This is a genomic window from Dactylosporangium sp. CA-139066 (assembly GCF_050936175.1).
Taxonomy (GTDB): Bacteria; Actinomycetota; Actinomycetes; order Mycobacteriales; family Micromonosporaceae; genus Dactylosporangium.
In genome coordinates this window covers 5,467,850-5,485,991 of record NZ_JBNJNH010000001.1, presented here as the reverse complement: position 1 = coordinate 5,485,991, position 18,142 = coordinate 5,467,850, and the positions used below count along the sequence as shown (strand labels likewise).

The window sequence follows — 18,142 nt, the reverse complement described above, 5'->3', positions numbered from 1 at the left end:
GCGGCGAGACCCAGCGTTCCCGTGGGACCGGACAACCGCGCCGCGCACGTGGCGATGAGCCGGCACGGCGACCCTGCACAGGTCGGCGGAGGCGGCGCACGCGACCGGCCCGGACGTGGGGTGGGCCGGTCGGCGGGGCTGCTCGTGGCCGGGGTGCTGCTCATCGGGGCCGTCGGCCGGGCCCCGCTGACCTCCGTCGGACCGCTCGTCGCCGAGGTGCGGGCCGAGCTCGGGCTCTCGTCGGCCGCGACCGGGCTGCTCACCACGCTGCCGCTGCTCGCCTTCGGGCTGTTCTCCCTGCTCGCGCCGCGCATCGCCGGGCGGATCGGGCTTGAGCGCAGCCTCGGGCTCGCCCTCGCGGTGCTCGTCGCCGGCATCGTGGTGCGGTCGGTGCCGACGCAGCTGTGGACCGGCACCGTGGCCGTCGGCGCCGCCATCGCCTGCTTCAACGTACTGCTCCCGGGCGTCGTCAAGCGGGACTACCCGGATCGGGTCGCGCAGCTCACCGGCGGGTACAGCGCCACGCAGAGCGTCGTCGCGGCGATCGCCTCCGGCACCGCCGTGCCCCTGGCGGGGCTGCTCGGCGGGTGGCGGTTCGCGTTGAGCGCGTGGGTGCTGCTCGTGGTCGTCGCGGCCGCCGTCTGGGCGCCGCAGCTGCGTGGCGGGCCGGCTTCGGGGCGCCCATCCGTGGCGGGGGCGGCGCTGCCGTGGCGGCGGGCCCTCGCGTGGCAGGTCACGATGTTCATGGGGCTGCAGTCGCTGTGCTACTACGTGCTGATCGCCTGGCTGCCGACCCTCGAGCGCGACCACGGGATACCGGCCACGGTGGCGGGCTGGCACCTCTTCGCGTCCCTGACCGCGGGCGTCGTGGCCAACCTGACCGTTCCGGTCCTCGTGCGCCGGCTGCCCGACCAGCGGCTCGTCGGCCTGGCGTCCGCGGTGTGCATCGGCGGGGGCGTGGCCGGGCTGCAGTGGCTGCCGTGGACGGCGGCGTTTGCCCTGGCCTCGGTACTGCTGGCCGGCTTCGGCGCCGGCATGGCGATCGTGGTCGTGCTGTCGCTGTTCAGCCTGCGCACGGTGGACGAGAGCCAGACGGCGGCGTTGTCGGCGATGGCGCAGTCGGTCGGATACCTGCTCGCCGCGAGCGGGCCCGTCGTGATCGGGGCCCTGCGCGATGCGAGCGGCGGGTGGACGCTGCCGGCGATCGTGCTGTGCTCGCTCGCCGTTGCGATGGCCGTCTGTGCGGTGCTGGCCGGCCGCGATCGGACCATCCCCGCCGGCGAGCCGCCATAGCGCAGCACAAACCGCGCGTGCGGGGCGGGAACTGGCAGCGCTGGCCGGCCGCCATCGGAGCGCGGCACAAACCGCGAGGGCGGGGCGGGAAACCGGCAGCGCTGGCCGGCCGCCATCGGACCATGCCCGCCGGCGAGCCGCCATAGCGCGGGAGAGGCGCGGGCGGGGCACGAAAGCTGGCAGCGGCGGCGAGAGGTCCGTCGCGCGGCGAGGACAGGCTGCGCTGACGCGGACAGCGGCCGGGGTGGGGCAGGGCGAGGCTCGTGGTGTACCGGATCAGGCGACCTTGACCACGACGGCCGTGGCATTGTCGCGGCCGCCGGCCTCCAGGGACGCCGTGACCAGGGCCGAAGCCATCACGTCGGGGGGTGCGCCGGAGCTGAGGGTGCGCTCCATCGACTGGTACGGGACCTGTTCGGCGATGCCGTCGGTGCACAGGCAGTAGACGTCGCCGGGGAACATCGTCACGCTCAGGACGTCGGGCTCGGGAAGGCCGGGGTGGCCGATGAAGCGGTGCAGCTGGTAGCGGGCGGCGGCGGCCTGGGGGGAGTCGGCCGGATACCAGCCGTGGACGGCGCCGAGCCAGGCCGCGGTGTGGTCGACGGTGAGCAGTTCGAGGAGGCCGCCGCGCAGGCGGTACACGCGGGAGTCGCCGATCTGGGTCACCCACGCGCCGGTGGCGTCGGCCACCAGGGCGGTGAGGGTGCAGCCGGTGAGCTCGCGCAGCTCCTGGCCGGCGGCGCGGACGCGGCGCTGGGCGTCGGCGATCGCGGCGAACAGCGGGGTGGGCTCGAACGGGCCGCGGTGCTGCTGCACGGCGGAGGTGAAGACGTCGACGGCCATCCGGCCCGCGGTGCGGCTGCCCTCGCCCGCGCCCATGCCGTCCGCGACGACGGCGCACAGGCCCGGACGACGCTGCAGCTCGGCGGCGTGCAGCACGTCGAAGTTGGCCGGGTAGCGCCGGCCGACGTCCGTGGCGGCGCCGACGCTCAGCTGCCGTCCGGCGCCCTGGACCTCGATGGTCATCGTCATCGCAGCAAAGCGTAACCGGTGCGGAGACGTCCTTGCGGTCCCCCGTTCATCGTCCGTTCAGCGTTGATCAGTGACGTTCGTCGCTCCCTTGCAGCAGAGCAACAGTGCAGCACACGTACCGCGACGGGCGCGCGACGCGGCGTGAAAGCGCCACCGGAGGGGCGTCACGCCGTGCGGTACGCCCGGACCTCCCACGTCCCGTCGTCGCGGTGCAGCCAGCCGTCGATGTCGCCGCCGAGCTCGGCGAACATCACCACGCGGTCGTAGAGCCAGTCGGCGAAGTCGTCCTGCTCCTGTTCGGTGAGGCCGGTGCGTACCGCGGCGCCGAACGTGATCAGGCCCGTGCCCTCCAGCGGCGAGGCGCCCAGGACGCCGACGACGCGCTCGTCGTCGGGGGCGATGTCGTCGCGCTCCTCGACCTCGAGGTAGCCGCCGTCCGGCATCTCCACCAGGAACGCCACGGGCTCAGCGGGTCGCGGCGGCCAGGCCGTCGCGGACGCCGTCAGCGTCGCGGTCGGTCACGTACACCGGGGTGCCGGGCTCCTGGCGCCAGCTGTCGTCGAGCCCGCCGGCGTCGACCGGGTCGAAGCCGAGCTCGTCGACGAGCCCCATGACCAGGCGCTTGGCGGTGGCGTCGTCACCGGCGACGGGCAGCGCGATGCGGCGCTCGGCGCCCGGCGGGCGGCCCAGGCGGAGCAGATGGTCCGCCTGGATGTTGTTGAAGACCTTGACGAGCTGGGCGCCGGGCAGCCGGCCGGCGGTCCAGCGGGTGGAGGGCGTGCCGGCGTCGATCTCGGGGATCCGGCCGTCGCGGGACGGATAGTAGTTGTCGGCGTCGATGACGATGCGGCCCGCAAGGTCGGCGGCGGGCAGGTCGGGGACGGCCTTCAGCGGTACCGCCACAACCACCAGCTCGGCGTGGGCCGCCTCGGCCGCGGTGCCGGCGGCCGCCCCGGTCTCGGCGGCCAGGCCGGCGAGCGAGCCGGGGCCGCGGGAGTTGGCGACGGTGACGTCGTGGCCGAGCTCGCGAAGGCGGCGGGTGAGCGTGCCGCCGATGTTGCCGGACCCGATGATGCCGATCTTCATGCGTCTCCCCCAGTGCGCGGCGTGCGCCTCCAACGCTACCCGCGCCCGGTGTGACACGTGGCCGGTGGCCGTGTTGACGTACAGTCGCCGGATGGAACCCGCGGCGGGTGCGACGGCGACGCTCCCGGCCCCGCTCACGTCGCTGGTCGGCCGGGACGCCGAGGTGCGGGAGGCCGGGCGGCTGCTCGACAGCGGCGGGCGCCTCGTCTCGCTCGTCGGCCCCGCCGGCTGCGGCAAGACCCGCGTCGCGATCGCCGCCGGGGCCGCGGCGCCGGGGCCGGTGCGGTTCGTCGACCTGTCCACGATGGACGGGCAGGAGCCCGCCGGGTTTGTGCTCGACGCGTTCGGCGTCGCCCGCCGGCCCGACCTGGACGAGTTCGAGACGCTGCTCGAGGCGCTGTCCTCCGCCGCGCCCGACGGGGCACCGCTGCTGCTCGTGCTCGACAACTGCGAGCGCGCCGCCGCCGAGGTCGCCGGGCTGGCGGGGCGCCTGCTTGGGGTACACCCGAAGCTGCAGTTGCTTGTGACCAGCCGGCAGGCGCTCGGGGTGCCGGGCGAGGCGGTGCTCGCCGTCGACCCGCTCGACGGGGACACGGCGCTGCGGCTGTTCGAGACGCGCATGTTCGAACGCACCGGGCGGCCGCTGGCCGCCGGGCACCGCCCGGCCGCGGCGGCGATCTGCGCGGCGCTGGACGGCCTGCCGCTCGCCGTCGAGCTGGCCGCGGCGCGGGCGGCGCTGCTGTCGGTGCCGGAGGTACGCCGCCTGCTGGCCGACCGGTTCCGCGTCCTCGCCGACGCGAAGACGGAGGGCCCCGAGCACCATCGCACGCTGCGCGCCGCGCTGGACTGGAGCTACGAGCTGCTGTCGCCGGACAAGCAGGCGCTGCTGCGCCAGCTCGCCGTCTTCCACGGCGGGTGGGAGGCGCAGGCGGCGGCAATCCTGCCCGCGTACCGCCCGGAGCTCATCCCGGCCCTGGCGGATCGGTCGCTGCTGAGCTCGGACGGGTACCGCGGCCGGATGCTGCAGACGGTCGCCGCCTACGCCGCCGCGCGGCTGGCCGAGCACCCCCGCGAGGCCGGCGCCGCCCTCGACGCGCACGCGGCGTTCTACCTCGACCTGGCCGAGCGCGCCGCCGCCGGCATCCGCGGCCCCGAGCAGCGCACCTGGCTGCGCACGCTCACCCTGGAGCAGGACAACCTGCGCGCCGCCCTCGCCCGCCTCGCCGCGCGCCCGGGCCGCGGCGAGGACGCCGACCTGCGCATGGCCGCCGCCATGGCACCGTTCCAGCATTTCACCGGGGGGTACTTCCAGGGCCGCCACTGGCTGTCCGAAGCCCTCGAGCGCCGTCCCGACGCCCCCGCGCCCGCGCGTGTCGCCGCGTCCTCGGCCGCCGCGACCCTGGCGATGCTCGCCTGCGACTACCCGGCCGCGGCCGCGCTGGCCCACCAGGCCCTCCCCCTGGCCGCCGACCGCGGCCCGCTGCTCACGCTCCTCGGCAGCGTCGAGCGCGAACGGGCCCGCTACGCTCAGTCGCGGTCCCACCTCGAAGAGGCGCGGCAGTTGTACCGCAAAGCCGCCGACGCCTGGGGCGAGGGCCGCGTCACGCAGCTCGCCGGCGCGGCCGCCTGGCTGTCCGGCGACCTCGACGGCGCGGCCGCGCTGCTGGCGCAGAGCCTGACCGCGTTCCGTGACCTGGCCGATGCGGAGTCGGTGGCTTCGTCGCTGACCCACCTCGGCGCGGTGGCGCACTTTCGCGGTGACCAGCCGGCTGCGCGGCGTTACCTGGCGGATGCGCTCGATCGCTTCACCGAGCTCGAGTTCCCCGAGGGCGTGGCGTGGGCGCAGGATCTGCTGGGCCGAGTCGATCTCGCCGGCGGCGACCTGCCGTCGGCATCGTCCCGGCTTCGCGCGAGCCTCACGATCCATCGCCGGGTGGGCGACCGGTGGCGCAGCGCGAGCGTGCTCGAGGCCCTGGCCGAGTGCCGGCGGCGGGCGGGCGATCCGGCACATGCGGCCGCGCTGCTCGGGGCCGCCGATGTGGTACGGCGCGAGATCGCCGCTCCGACGCCCGCGTGCGAGCAGCCGGCTCGGGCCGCTACGGACGCCCGGGTGCGGGCGGCGTTGCCGGCGGCGGGGTTCGAGCGGGCGTACCGCTTCGGCGCCCGCACGCCGATCGAGACGCTCCTAAACCTGACCGGGGCGGCGGCGCTGACTCCGGCGACGACGGCCTGACCGGTTGCAGCCGGCCGCGCCGGCGGGCCGATTTCGACGCGATCACGTCTTGTGCTGGATCAGACTCATTGAGTGAGTACCGTCGGGGGGCCGGGCAGCGGCACCGACCCAGCCGGCCGTCGTAACGCTCCGTCGGCTCCTGCCACGCATGCCGCACCCGGCGATGGTGCGGCGGGCGTTCGCGGCGGCGCCCCGGCGGTTTCCGGCGGTGACCGTCGGGTGGGCGCCGCTCCCGAGGTGGCCGCATCGCCTGGGCCTGCCGGAGGGCCACTCGTCGACGGGCCCCGTCCCGGGGCGGTCTCCTCGACGGCGGCGCTGCAGCGGTTGCTGGGCAGCCTCGTCGCACGTTCTGACGCGGCGATGAACGCAGCTCTGGACCAGATTCTTGCGCGCCTGGCTACGTCGGGACCTGCCGTCCGGCGGGTCAGTCCTCCGGTCGTGGTGCCGTCACCCGTTGTCACGGCCGGTCCTGGCGGTGGCGAGCCACTGCCGGCTCCACCGTCCGATTCCCCTTCGTCACTTACAGTTATGGGAACGTCGCGGGCGTCGCCGGGTGTGTCGTCGCCGCCGCGGCCGGGGGCAGCGCCCGGCCCGACGCAGGGACCGTCTGCGCCCCCACCGTCGACTGCGCTGGCTCGGGGCCCGCTCGCACCGCCGAGCCGACTACCGATCGGCGCGCTCTCGCGACTCAGCGTGCCGTGGGAGGGCATCGGCTCGGACGACCCCGTTCCCCATGCACTCGGCGACGGGGAGAACCCGATCCGTCGCGACATCGCTGTCCACCCGCCCAGGGACCGAACGGGAACCGGCTCGATCGATCTCGTCACCAGGCCGGCACGAGGCTGGGAGGGCATCGCGGGCCTGGCCGAGCCGGGCGAGCGACAGGCCCTCGACGATCTGCAGGCGCTGCTGCCGAGCGATCCGGCCGCGCGCGGCGAGACGGTGCGTGAGGCCATCGCCTGGCTCTCGGCGAACCTCGGTGATCCGCGGCTCACGGCTTCACGGTGTGCGGACTTCGGGCCGACGATCGCGGGTCTCGGCGTGCCGCCGCAGCGCCTCGAGGCGCTCGCCATGCTGCTCGTGGACGCGTTGCGCGCCAACCCGCCGTCGCCGCCGCTGCGGGCCGACGAGGAGGCGGCGTTGCGCGACGCCGGGCGCCTCGTCGCGCGGTGGCTCGAGAGCGGCGCGGCCGGTGCGGCGCACGAGCCGACGCATTGGAGCGCCGTCGTCACGCAATGCCATCGCCGGCGGGTGGACTTGGCGGAGCTGACGCTGCGGACGTACCTGCCGTATCCGTGTCCGCCGGGTATGCGGGCCGTGGTCGAGGCGCCTCGCCTACCGGGCCGGTGGCGCGAGTGCTGGGTCGGCAGCCTCCCCGAGACCGACCGCACGGTACGGCTGCACGTCCCCCTGTACCGCGGCGACCCGATCGGCGCCGAGCTCGTCGAACGGACCGGGCCCGGCGACCGCCTCCGTCTGCGGGTTCCGGTCGGCGAGCCGGCGGATCTGTCAGGCGACGGGCCGCTGTTGTTCGTTGCGCACCGTGATGCGGTCGCACCCGTAGTCGCCGCGCTGACGGCCCTGCGCGCCTCCGCGCCGGAGCCGGCGCGGCGTGATGTGACGGTCTACTGGCCGACGCCGGTGGAGCGCGACGCGTACCGCCTGGCCGGCTTGGCGCCGCCCGGCACCCTCGTCATCCGGGACCGGTTCCCGGCCGACGGCGCCGACGCTGCGGCCGACGGCAGGGACTGGAGCGGTCACCGTGCGTTCGTCGCGGGGACGGCGGTCTCGACCGCCGACGACGCCGATCGCATTGCACGCGCGGGCGTCCCCGCCGCACGAACGGTCATCGCCGCGATCGGTTGACCCGCACAGCGGCCGGACACGACCCATCGGGCTCGACCGCCGACGACGCCGATCGCATTGCACGCGCGGGCGTCCCCGCCGCACGAACGGTCATCGCCGCGATCGGTTGACCCGCACAGCGGCCGGACACGACCCATCGGGCTCGACCGCCGACGACGCCGATCGCATTGCACGCGCGGGCGTCCCCGCCGCACGAACGGCCATCGCCGCGATCGGTTGACCCGCACAGCGGCCGGACACGACCCATCGGGCTCGACCGCCGACGACGCCGATCGCATTGCACGCGCGGGCCTCCCCGCCGCACGAACGGCCATCGCCGCGATCGATTGACCCACGCAGCGGCCGGACACGACCCATCGGGCCGGTTCAAACCCGTGTGATCAAGCGGCGACGGGGCGGACCGCACCGCCACCAAGACTGCTAATTGTGATCAGGAAAGTACTCATTGTCACTCTAACGGGTGAACCGTGCCGGCTGTCCGCGCTGTGACCGAGCGCGCCTTAGCGCATCAATGGTGCAGAACCCGATCTTTGCCGAGATTCCGGACGTAAAGCTGAGATTTGCTTAGTTTCAGACCATCTGCTCTACATCGTGGAGGTGAGATGGGATTCCGGAAGGGTGTCGCCGCGACGCTCGTCGCTGGTGCGGTAGCGGCGGGTGCGGCGGTTCACGCCGGGCCGGCCTTCGCGGCCGACTCCAGCGTGATCCGTGGGGTCATCGCCATCACCAACAGCGTGCGCGCGCGAGCCGGGTGCGGACCGGTCACGCCGAGCACGGGGCTGAACTACGCAGCGTGGGAGCACTCGCGGGACATGGCCGGCCGTGGCTACTTCTCGCACGGGTCACCCAGCGGTGGCTCTCCGGGGACCCGCGTGAGAGCTGCCGGATATCGCTGGTCCGCCTACGGCGAGAACATCGCCTGGGGCCAGCCTGACGCAGGAACCGTCATGAACGCGTGGATGAACAGCCCCGGCCACCGGGCCAACATTCTCAACTGCCGGTTCCGCAATGTCGGCGTGGCCGTGGCGTACGACTACCGCGGCGTGCCCTTCTGGACCCAGGACTTCGCCAGTCCCTGGTAGTTGCCGTTTCGCTCAACACGTCTTCCTGCAGGCACATCGACCCGGCTCCGTGGGCACAAAGCCATGGAGCCGGGTCGCTTTCGGGCGCGACCCGACAGATCCACACAGCGATCGACGCGGAAAATGCCGCAACATCACCCGGTCCGCGCCGGCCGGCGGCGGCTCGAACCAAAAGAAATGGCGCCCCTCCCGTCAGTTGACGTGTGTTGGAGCAGCCGGCGCGTAAGCCCGGGCCGCTCACCCCAGCAGCGCGGCGTGCAGCACCCGTCACGTGCGCACGCAACGCTTTGACGTCGCAGCGCAATTGAGAGGTGCACGCCATGGAAAACCCGCGGCGCGCTCACAGTGGACGCAGCGCGACGGCTGAAGTACCGAAGGCGATCCGGTCGACGCCGCCGCGCCGCCCGACTGCGAACTACCCGATGTCACGGCCACCACACACTTTGCCAGCAGCCGGTACAATCAAGGTGATCTAGCCGTACCGCCGTCGGACACCGTGCATTGCCGCCCGCCATTACCGCGCCGGCCGTCCGACCGGTCGCAGCAGCAGCGCGACCGCAGAAAACGTGTCATCAAGCGGCGAGAAATACCAATCAAAGACCGACATTCATCGATCTTGTACGGCAACCGGGGCTGATTCCGCACCATCAGCAAGTTCTGGCGCCGACGTTCGGGGCCCCGCAGAACCTGCGGACTTACAGCGGCCTCCCATCCAGAGTTCATCGTGCGTTGTCCTCCGGCGCTGGACAGAACGGCCCGCTGACCGCCTAATTGAATGCACCTCGCCCGGCACCCGCCGCCGGCCGGGCCCGCCGCTTCGCCATGCACCTGAACGATCACTTTTCCCAACCGCAACACCACCCTGGGTAGCACGCACCCTTGATCCGGGAGGCCGCCGTGAACGACACGACACCCGCCATCCTCCTTACCGAGGCCACCGCCTCCGCGTACGTCGCCGCCGCCGGGTTCCGGGTCGGGCCGGTGGGGCGGGTCGGGGTCGAGCTGGAGTACTGCGTGCGTGATCCTCGCCGGCCCATGCACCGCCCGGCGCCCGAGCTGCTGCTCGGGCTGCTGGCCCACCTGGGCAACCCGCTGCCGGGCGGCAGCGCCGTCACGATCGAGCCGGGCGGGCAGTTGGAGCTGTCCAGCGCCGTCGGCGCGTCGCTCACCGACTGCACGAGCGCCCTCGCGGGGGACCTGGCGCTCGTGCGGGGCGCGCTCGCCGAGCACGGGCTGTACCTGGACGGCACGGGCCTGGACAACGTCCGCCGGCCACGGTTGGTGACGGATCACCCGCGGTACGTGGCGCTGGCCGAGTACCACGACCGGTCGGGCGCGCGCGGACGCACCGTGATGACCAATTCCGCGTCGATCCAGGTCTGCCTTGACTCGGGTACCGACGAAAATGGCTCCGAAGGCGACGAATGGTCGCACTTCGCGCGGCGCTGGTGGCTCGCGGACGCCATCGGCCCGGTGCTGATGGCCGCGTTCGCGAACTCCCCGCACGTCACCCGGGCCGGCCGGCGGTGGGCCTCCTACCGCCAGGCGCTGCGCTTCGGCACCGACGCCAGCCGGACGCGGGCGCCGCGGCGCACCGCCGACCCCCGCACCGCTTGGGCCCGCTACGCGCTCGCGGCCAAGGTCGCGATGATCGCGCCGGGCGAGGACGAGCCGGTCGACGAGTTCGGCGACGGGCGCTGGCTGGTGCCGAGCGGCCTGACCATGCGTGACTGGCTGCGCGGGCACGGGCCACGGCCGGTGACGCTCACCGACCTCGAGCGCCACCTCGGCACGCTGGTACCACCGGTGCGACCCCGCGGTTACCTGGAGTTGCGGATGATGGACCAGCAGGCCGGCGACGACTGGATCGTGCCGGTCGCGGTGGTGACGTCGCTGCTGGACGACCCGGAGGGCGCCCAGGCCGCGGCCGACGCGACCGAGCACCTGCGCTCGCCGTTGCGGCGCCACCGCGACTGGGTCGGCGCCGCCCGTGACGGGCTGTCAGATCCCGCTCTCGCCGCGGCAGCACTTTCGTGCTTCACCACCGCCCAGTCGGTGCTCGCTCGCCGTGGCGCCCCGCTGCCGGTGCGTGATGCCGTCGCGCAGTTCCTCGACCGTTACGTCCTGCGGGGGCGCTGCCCGGCCGACGACGCGCCACAGCAGCGGGAGCGGCGGATGGGTGTGGTATCAACGGGATGACCAGACCCCGGCCCCGAGGAGTCACGTCCGTGCGCGACATTGCCGTGTTCAGTGGTAGCGCGCACCCCGAGCTCGCGGAGGAGATCTGCGCTCAGCTCGAGGTGCCGCTACAGCCCGTACGAGTGGACCGCTTCGCCAACGACTGCCTCGAGGTGCAACTGCAGGCGAACTGCCGCGAACGCGACGTGTTCCTGATCCAGCCGCTCGTCCCGCCGGTGCAGGAACACCTGGTCGAGCTGCTGCTCATGCTCGACGCGGCGCGCGGTGCGTCGGCGGCGCGGACGACCGTGGTCATGTCGCACTACGCGTACGCACGGTCGGATAAGAAGGACGAACCGCGCATCTCGATCGGTGGGCGCCTGGTCGCGGACCTGTTGACCGCGGCCGGCGCCAGCCGGGTGCTCACGCTGACGCTGCACTCGCCCCAGGTGCACGGGTTCTTCTCGGTGCCCGTCGATCACCTGCATGCGCTGCGTGAGCTGGCCGGCCACTTCCGCGGTCACGAACTGTCCAACAGCGTCGTCGTATCGCCGGACCTGGGCAACGCGAAACCGGCTTCGGCGTTTGCGCGCATGTTGTCGGTACCCGTGGCCGCCGGCGCCAAGCAACGGTTCTCCGACGACCGGGTCGTGATCGGTACCGTGATCGGCGACATCGAGGGCCGCGACGTGATCGTCCTGGACGACGAGATCGCGCGCGGCAGCACGGTGTTCGAGCTCATCGACCGGCTCCGGGAACGCGGCGTGGCCAGCATCCGGGTGGCGTGCACGCACGGTCTGTTCACCGGTGACGCTCTGCGCAGGCTGCAGGAGCAGGACGACGTGCTGGAGATCATCTGCACCAACAGCGTGCCGCTGCCGAAGGACAAGTGGGTGCCGAAGCTCCGCGTGCTGTCGATCGCGCCGGCGATGGCCGAGGCGATGCGGCGCATCCACAACGGCGAGTCGGTCAGCTCCCTGTTCCACTGAGCAAGGGCGTCACTCCGCTCGGTAACGGTGTCCGATCTGCGGCGGGTCGGTTGTTCGTGGCCGCTTGACATGGTCCGATGATGTTGACCTTGTCCGCCGGCCTCCGCGGTGCAGCACCCGACGGCCCCGATCCGACGTGAGTGAACGCGTGTTCGTGACCTGGCGTGAGTGATACAGCATCGGAGCGTGGCGCGGTTGCCGGCGCCGGGGCGACGGCCCCCGGCGCCGCACCGCGTCAGGAAGCGCTCACCGTTCGTGTCGACGTCCTCGGTCCGCTGCGGACCGAGATCGGCGGGACGGTCGTCGACGCCGGCGGGCCGCGGCAGCGGGCGGTCCTGGCCCGGCTGGTCGCGGCCGGCGGGCACGTCGTGCCGACCGACCGGTTCATCGACGATCTCTGGCAGGGCGAGCCGCCCCCGAAGGCCCTCGCCGCACTGCAGGTGTACGTCTCGAACCTGCGCCGCGCCCTCGAGCCGGGGCGGGTGCCCCGCACACCGGCCACGGTCGTCGTGTCGGTCGCGCCCGGGTACGCGCTGCGGCTGCCCGACGAGCAGGTCGACGCCTGGCGCTTCGAGGCGCTGCTGCGGCGCGGCAGCGAGGTCGCCGACGCCGACCCGCGGACCGCCGACACCCTGCTGCGGGCGGCACTGCAGACGTGGGCCGGGCCCGCGTACGCCGAGTTCGCCGACGAGCCGTGGGCCGCGCCCGAGGCCGCCCGCCTCGAGGAGCTGCGCCTCGTGTGCGTCGAGACGGCCGGCCGCGCGGCGCTGCGGCTCGGGCGCGCGGCGCTCGTGGTGCCGGAGCTCGACCGGCACGTGCAGGAGCACCCGCTGCGCGAGGAGGCGGTGCATCTGCTGGCGACCGCGCTGTACCGGGCAGGGCGGCAGGCCGACGCCCTCGCCGCGTTACGGCACGCGCGGCGGCGGCTGAGCGACGAACTCGGGGTCGATCCGGGGCCCGCGCTGCGGGCGCTCGAGGCCGACGTACTCGCACACGCCCCGCATCTGTCCACTGACGTACCGTTCGCCGATTCGGCTCCGGACGGCGGAACGAATTCGGTCACGGTGGGTGGCCCGCCCGCTACGTCTGGCGTGTTTCAAGCCCACGATCCCGATGCGCGTGGTTCCGCGGACGAAGTGCGCGGCGGAGCCGAACTTCGTGAACCCGGCGGGACGCGCGGCGGCGAGACGATCGGCGCGGCAGGCGGTGGCGGCGCGGCGGAGAACGGGGCGGCGTTCCCCGCCGTCGAGGCGGTCGGGCGAGACGCCGAGCTCGACGGGCTGAACGCCGTTGCCGGCGCCGTCGAACACGGCGGGCTGCGCATCGTCTGGATCGGCGGGGAGGCGGGCGCGGGCAAGACGACGCTGCTGCGGGCGTTCGCGGCGGCGATCACCCGGCGTGGGTGGCGGGTTGCCTGGGGCCGGTGTCCCGAGGTCGACGGGGCGCCGCCGGCCTGGGCCTGGACCGAGGTGCTGCGCGACCTCGCCGCCGGCGACGGTGGCGACGAACGGCTCCGGCCGCTGCTCGACGGACGCGGCGGCGAGCCGTACCTCGACGGCGGGGCCGGTGGCTCACACGTCGACAGGCGCAACGGCGGGCCGCAGCTCGACGGACTCGGCCGCGACCTCGGTGGCGAGCCCTACGTCGACGGACGCGGCGGCTGGCCGCTCGACGGACGCGGTCGCGAGCCGCAGGGCGACGGACGCGGCGGCGGCCGGCGGCTCGGCGGACGCGGTCGCGAGCCGCAGGGCGACGGACGGGATGGCGGGTCGGAGGTCGCCAGGCACAGCGGGGCGCCGCCGCTCGCCGGGCGGGGCGGTGGCGATCAGTTCCAGCTTGCCCAGGCCGTCGGTGAGCGGCTCGGGGCCGGCGGGCCGCTCCTCGTCGTGCTCGATGACGTACACCGTGCTGATGGCGAGACGCTGCAAGTCCTGCGGCATGTGGCGGTGGCACTGGCCGAACGGTCGGTGATGGTGGTGGCCACGTTCCGTGCCGGTGAGGCGCACCCGCAGCTCGGGTCGGCCCGCGCGGCGCTGGCCGGGCCGCGCTCGTCCGACGTCGCCCTCAGCGGGCTCGGGCCGGACGCCGCCGCCAAGGTCCTCGCCGGGCACCTCGGCGGGCCGCTCGACGCCGCAACGGCCGCGGTCGTGCACGAGCGCACCGGCGGCAACCCGCTGTTCCTCGCCGAGACCGCGCGGCTCATCTCCGCCGAAGGCGCCGGCAGCGCAGTACGGGCCATCCCCTCCGGCATCGGGCACGTCCTGCGGCGCCGGCTGGCGCGGCTGCCCGCGGCCGCTCAGACGGTACTGCGGCATGCGGCCATCCTCGGCCGTGACGTCGACATCGACGTGCTCACCGAGGCGTTCGCACAGGACGAGGACGCGGTGCTCGACGCGCTCGAGGCGGGCGTGCTGGCCGGTCTGCTCGAGGAGCCCGCGCCGGGGCGTGTGCGGTTCGGTCACGCGCTGCTGCGGGACGTGCTGTACGACGACATGCCGCAGCTTCGTCGCCGGCGGTTGCACGAACGCGTACTCGCCGTGCTGGAGCGCACCAGTCCCGGTGACGTGGCGGCGCTCGGTCACCACGCCCTGGCGGCGGTGACGCCGGCGACCGCCGATCGGGCTGCCGGGCACGCGGCCGCCGCGGCGCGGCAGGCGACGGCGCTGTTCGCGCACCGTGAGGCGGCGGTGCTGTACTCGGGCGCCCTGGACGCGCTGGCGCTGCAGCGGCCGCTGATCGGGCCGCCACGGCGGTCGGTGATGGGAGAGGCGGCGCTGCGTTCCGGGGCGCCGATGCCGCACGACGCAACCGCCACGGCCAGCGGGCAGGCACGGGGCGGACACGCAGAGTCGTGGGCGGTTGACGATCCGCGGCTGCGGGCGGCGACGGCGATGCAGTACCTGTCGAATGCGACCTCGCTGGCGCCGGTCGACGCGGCCACGCGGCTCGAGCTCCTGTGCGGCCTCGTGTCGGCGCGGGCCAACTCCGGCGACGCGGTCGGGGCAAGGGCGGCCCGCAACGAGGCGGCCGCGGTCGCCCACGCGCTGCCGGGGGCCGAGCCGATCGCGCGGGCCCTGGGCGCCTTCGACGCGCCGGTGGCCTGGACGATCCGCGTGACCCGGTACGCCGACGAGCAGCTGGTCCAGCTCATGGAGGAGACGCTCGCCCGGCCCGGCGTCCCGGCGGCGCTGCGCTGCCGGATCCTGGTCGCGCTCGTGTACGAGCTCGAGGGCACGGACCTACGGCGGTGCGACGAGGCGAGCGCGGAAGCGCTGCGGATCGCCGACGACGAGGGTGACCCCCTGCTGCTGTGCCAGGCGCTGAATGCGCGCTACTTCGCGGTACTGAACCCGGAGCGACGGCACGAGCTACCCAGCGTAGGCGAGCGGCTCCTTGAGGTGGCCGAGCGCGCCGGGTCACTCGGGTTTCAGGCGCAGGCACACCACGTGCTGTACCAGGTCGCGCTCGAGCGCAGCGACCTGCGGCTCGCGCAGGAGCATCTGGACCGCGCGCTCGAACGCTCCACGGCCGGCCAGCTCGGCGTGACGCTGCTGGTCATGGCGATGCTCGGCGCGATCGGGGCGCTGTTCGCCGGCGACTACGACGAGGCCGAGCGCCTGTACACCGACCTCGGCGAGCGCATCGAGGCGGCCGGGCAGCCGAACGCGAGCCTCGTCGGGCTCGGCGGCGTGTTCTTCGTGCGGCTGGCCCAGGGGCGCAGTCACACGATGCTGCCGGCCCTCGAGTCGGTACGCGCCTTCGCCCCCGACGACGTCGACGAGCTCATCGTGCGGGCCCTCGTCGACGGCGAGCGGATGGACGAGGCCCGGGCCCGGTGGCGGCCCGAGGCGCCGATCCGGGAGGACTACTACTGGCTCGGCTGGATGGGGGTGCGGGCCGGGAACGCCGCCGCGATCGGTGACGCCGCCGTCGCGGCCCGCTGCTACGAGGACCTGCTGCCGTGGGCGGGGCAGTTCGCCGGCCTGGCCAGCGGGTCGGTGACCGGCCCGCCCGTCGACGAGCTGCTGGGCCGCCTGGCGACGGCGCTCGGCCGGCCCGCCGACGAGCACTTCGCGGCGGCCCGCGAGCTGGCGGCCCGGACCGGCGCTACTCCCTGGATGTGAGTCGCGACCCCGTGCGAGCAGTCGAGGGCTGAGCGACCCGGCCGTCCAATCTCACGAAAGGTAACGGCGGGACGACCTTCCGCAATCTCGGTAATGGAGCGGCGACGGACGCCCTCGGCCGCTGGCCCCGGGGCGCCGCCCGCTGCCCTCGCGGACGGCGACTCCATGAACGCCTGCCGGAACCGCGACGCGACCGGCGAGCCGGCCCGCGAGGTCATGCGGTTCAGCCGAAGATCTGGCGCTCACGGCGGGCGAAACCAGGGCGGACCGCGGCGAGCATGAGCAGGAGCACGGGGCCGGCCACGCGGCGCAGCTCGACGAGCTCGTCCGCCGTGGCGTAGCGCTCGATCCGCGGCAGCTCGAAGCCGGGCTTGGATCCCTTGCGGACCGCGTTCTCGACTCGCTGCCATTGGTCGTGGTTGACGTACCGGCGAATGATCGGGAAGACCGTGCGCTCCTCGTCGTCGATGTGCTCGTCGAGCAGGTCACGCAGGGTGGCCAGGCTCTGCGACAGGCGGCCCGCGGCGTCGCGGTCGGCCGGGGCGGCGGCGAGCGCGGCGGCATCGGCGCGCACGCGGTCCAGCAGCGGGTCGAGCTGCTTGTGGTCGTCGGTCAGCTCGGCCAGGTCGACCTCGGCGCCGGCGGTCTCGCGCAGCACGGGCCACAGCACGTCATCCTCAGCCTGGTGATGGTGGTGGATGCCGGCGCAGAGGTTGGTGAGGTACTGCTGGATGGCCTTCGCGCGAGCGGGCGTACCCGGAAGGCTACCGTCCGCAATCGCGCGGGTGACGTCGGCGAAGCGGCGGGCGTCGCCGCGCATCGAGCGGTGGTTGATCGTGATGCCGAGCAGGTTCGGTTCGGTGTTCTTCATGGGGTACAGCAGACGCGACGACGATTGGCGTGCACTTAATGCCGGCTTGGCGGCCGCGCCACGCCGGGCCCGCAGCCGTGATCCTCACGGTGATATCGGGGAAAGCGCGGATTGGCTACCGTTGATGCGTGACGTCTCCGATGCTGTTCACGCAGGAGTTCTGGAACGACCCCCATCCCGTGTACGCGGCGTTACGGCAGGAGGCGCCGGTGCATCCGGTGACGCTGCCGAACGGCATGGAGATCTGGCTCATCACCCGATATACGGACTGTAAGGCCGCGCTTGCAGATCCACGGCTGTCGAAGCGCCAGGGGGCCGGCAACAACGCGCGCAACCTGTCACCGCAGGCCCGCAGCCCGCTGACGCACCACCTCCTGGCCGCGGACCCGCCCGACCACACGCGGCTGCGCCGGCTCGTGTCGAAGGTGTTCACGGCGCGGCGGGTCGAGGAGCTGCGGCCGCGGGTCGGGGAGCTCAGCGCGGCCCTGATCGAGCCGCTGCGGAGCAAGGACAGCGCGGACCTCGTCGAGGAGTACGCTGTTCACCTGCCGATCCAGGTCATCTGTGAGCTGCTCGGCGTGCCGATCGAGGACCAGGCGGACTTCCGGCACTGGACGTCGGTGATGGTGTCGGCGTCGGCCGGCGGGGCGGGGGTGCCCGAGGCGGCGGCCGCCTTCGTGGGGTACCTCCTGAAGCTCATCGAACGTAAGCGCGCGACCCCGGCGGGTGATCTGCTCAGCGCACTCATCGCGACCAGGGACGAGGGCGACCGGCTCAGCGAGGACGAGCTCACGTCGATGGCGTTCCTGCTGCTGCTCGCCGGGCACGAGACAACGGTGAATCTGATCGGCAACGGGATGTACACCCTGATGAGGCTGCCGGAGGAGCACCGGCGGCTGCGGAAGGATCCGTCGCTGATTCCGGCCGCGGTCGAGGAGTTCCTGCGGCTGGAGAGCCCGGTGGAGACGGCAACGTCACGGACCGCGATGGAGCCGGTCACGTACGGTGGCGTGACCATTCCGGCGGGGGCGATGGTCGCCGTGTCGCTGCTGTCGGCGGACCGGGACCCGGAGCGGTTCCCGGCGCCCGGCGAGTTCGATCTGAGCCGGCCGGAGAACCAGCACCTCGCGTTCGGGTTCGGCATCCACTACTGCCTCGGGGCGCCGCTGGCCCGGCTGGAGGCGCAGATCGCGTTCACGGACCTGCTCACGGCGTTCCCGGACATGCGGCTCGCGGTGCCGCCGTCCGAGGTTTCATGGCGGCCCGGCACGCTCATCCGCGGCACCGCCGCCCTCCCGGTGCTGCTCAGGTAGTCGGCGGGCAACGGCTCGCTGCCGACGATCGAGGCCGCCGTCGCGCTGGAGCCGCTAGCTTGTCGCACCTGCGGC

General features: G+C 73.6%; 12 protein-coding genes. 8 read left to right on the top strand and 4 right to left on the bottom strand.

Going from position 1 to position 18,142, the window contains the following annotated elements:
- Positions 1-120 precede the first annotated feature (120 nt).
- A complete protein-coding gene (locus tag ACQEVU_RS25120) occupies positions 121-1,293 on the top strand; it encodes an MFS transporter (RefSeq protein ID WP_433327549.1) in 1,173 nt (390 codons plus the stop codon).
- Between the two features lie 276 nt (positions 1,294-1,569).
- Here the strand turns inward: ACQEVU_RS25120 and ACQEVU_RS25115 are convergent, their stop codons facing one another.
- From ACQEVU_RS25115 to ACQEVU_RS25105, 3 genes are all read right to left on the bottom strand, one after another.
- Positions 1,570-2,325, bottom strand: coding sequence for a PP2C family protein-serine/threonine phosphatase (locus ACQEVU_RS25115; RefSeq protein ID WP_433327547.1), 756 nt, complete (start codon positions 2,323-2,325; stop codon positions 1,570-1,572).
- Between the two features lie 164 nt (positions 2,326-2,489).
- Positions 2,490-2,786: a hypothetical protein gene (locus tag ACQEVU_RS25110; protein ID WP_433327545.1), complete on the bottom strand. Its 297-nt coding sequence runs from the start codon at positions 2,784-2,786 to the stop codon at positions 2,490-2,492.
- A 4-nt stretch (positions 2,787-2,790) separates the two neighbouring features.
- Positions 2,791-3,411, bottom strand: coding sequence for an NADPH-dependent F420 reductase (locus ACQEVU_RS25105; protein ID WP_433327543.1), 621 nt, complete (start codon positions 3,409-3,411; stop codon positions 2,791-2,793).
- 91 nt (positions 3,412-3,502) lie between these two features.
- On the opposite strand from ACQEVU_RS25105, the gene ACQEVU_RS25100 reads away from it, so the two are divergent.
- From ACQEVU_RS25100 to ACQEVU_RS25075, 6 genes are all read left to right on the top strand, one after another.
- Positions 3,503-5,644, top strand: coding sequence for an ATP-binding protein (locus ACQEVU_RS25100; protein WP_433327541.1), 2,142 nt, complete (start codon positions 3,503-3,505; stop codon positions 5,642-5,644).
- 693 nt (positions 5,645-6,337) lie between these two features.
- Positions 6,338-7,510: a hypothetical protein gene (locus ACQEVU_RS25095; protein WP_433327539.1), complete on the top strand. Its 1,173-nt coding sequence runs from the start codon at positions 6,338-6,340 to the stop codon at positions 7,508-7,510.
- A gap of 602 nt (positions 7,511-8,112) precedes the next feature.
- Positions 8,113-8,592 (top strand): CAP domain-containing protein, encoded by a 480-nt coding sequence (locus ACQEVU_RS25090; RefSeq protein ID WP_433327537.1) that lies wholly within the window; start codon positions 8,113-8,115, stop codon positions 8,590-8,592.
- Positions 8,593-9,489: 897 nt separating this feature from the next.
- Positions 9,490-10,791 (top strand): glutamate-cysteine ligase family protein, encoded by a 1,302-nt coding sequence (locus ACQEVU_RS25085; protein ID WP_433327535.1) that lies wholly within the window; start codon positions 9,490-9,492, stop codon positions 10,789-10,791.
- Between the two features lie 29 nt (positions 10,792-10,820).
- Positions 10,821-11,759: a ribose-phosphate diphosphokinase gene (locus ACQEVU_RS25080; RefSeq protein ID WP_433327533.1), complete on the top strand. Its 939-nt coding sequence runs from the start codon at positions 10,821-10,823 to the stop codon at positions 11,757-11,759.
- A gap of 164 nt (positions 11,760-11,923) precedes the next feature.
- Entirely contained in the window at positions 11,924-15,883 is a 3,960-nt protein-coding gene (locus ACQEVU_RS25075) for a BTAD domain-containing putative transcriptional regulator (RefSeq protein ID WP_433327531.1), read from the top strand.
- A 223-nt stretch (positions 15,884-16,106) separates the two neighbouring features.
- On the opposite strand, the gene ACQEVU_RS25070 is transcribed toward ACQEVU_RS25075, so the two are convergent.
- Positions 16,107-16,754, bottom strand: a complete 648-nt coding sequence (locus ACQEVU_RS25070) for a hemerythrin domain-containing protein (RefSeq protein WP_433327529.1) — start codon at positions 16,752-16,754, stop codon at positions 16,107-16,109.
- 128 nt (positions 16,755-16,882) lie between these two features.
- Between ACQEVU_RS25070 and ACQEVU_RS25065 the strand changes: the two genes are divergently transcribed.
- Positions 16,883-18,067 (top strand): cytochrome P450 family protein, encoded by a 1,185-nt coding sequence (locus ACQEVU_RS25065; RefSeq protein ID WP_433327527.1) that lies wholly within the window; start codon positions 16,883-16,885, stop codon positions 18,065-18,067.
- The last annotated feature ends 75 nt before the right edge of the window (positions 18,068-18,142 follow it).